This is a genomic window from Mesorhizobium sp. M0016, from assembly GCF_040324035.1.
Classification (GTDB): Bacteria; Pseudomonadota; Alphaproteobacteria; order Rhizobiales; family Rhizobiaceae; genus Mesorhizobium.
In genome coordinates, this window is the sequence record NZ_JAMYVM010000067.1 from 1 (window position 1) to 723 (window position 723).

Annotated in this window: 1 protein-coding gene; it reads right to left on the reverse strand. The window is 61.8% G+C overall.

Going from position 1 to position 723, the window contains the following annotated elements; genetic code table 11:
* On the reverse strand, nucleotides 1-723 hold a 723-nt coding region (locus NKJ88_RS32915), incomplete at both ends, for a carbohydrate ABC transporter permease (protein WP_352446978.1).

Genomic DNA, 723 nt, shown 5'->3' on the forward strand with positions numbered 1-723 from the left:
CGGTTATGATGATCGAGAACAGCACCTGTCCTCCGCCACCGCCCTGCTGCGCGAGCTGATACCAGGTCGCAAGGCCCACCGTGATCGGCTGATATTCCGGCGTGCGCAGCACGATGAGCGGCAGGAAGTAATTGTTCCAGGTCCCGACGAATGAGAGCAGCGCCACAGTCACCATGCCCGGCGCCACCAGCCGCAGCACGATGGCGCGGAAGATCACGAACTCGCCGGCGCCATCTAGACGCGCTGCGTCGAGCAGTTCGTCGTCGACGCCCTGCTCGATATAGACGCGCATCAGATAGACGCCGATCGGCGAGATCATCGAGGGCAGGATCACGCCCAGCGGATTGTCGCTGAGTCCCGAAAGCGCCAGCAGCAGGAAGGTCGGCACGACGAGGGCCGTCTGCGGGATCATCACAGCGCCCAAGACCAGCGCAAACAGCAGATTGCGGCCGACGAATTTGAATTTGGCTAACGCATAGCCTGCCGCGGTAGCCAAGATCGCGGCACCGAGCCCGGCGACGCTCGAATAGAGCACGCTGTTGAACATCCAGCGCATGAAGACGCCGTTGTCGCGCGCCAGAAGATCGCTCAGATTCCGCCAGAGGTTGAACTCCGTGCCGAAGCCGAAGCCGAACGTGGTGAACAGGTCGCCATTCGTCTTCGTTGCCGACAGGACCAGATAGGCCAGCGGCATGAAGCTGTAGAGGAGGAACAGTGACAGCA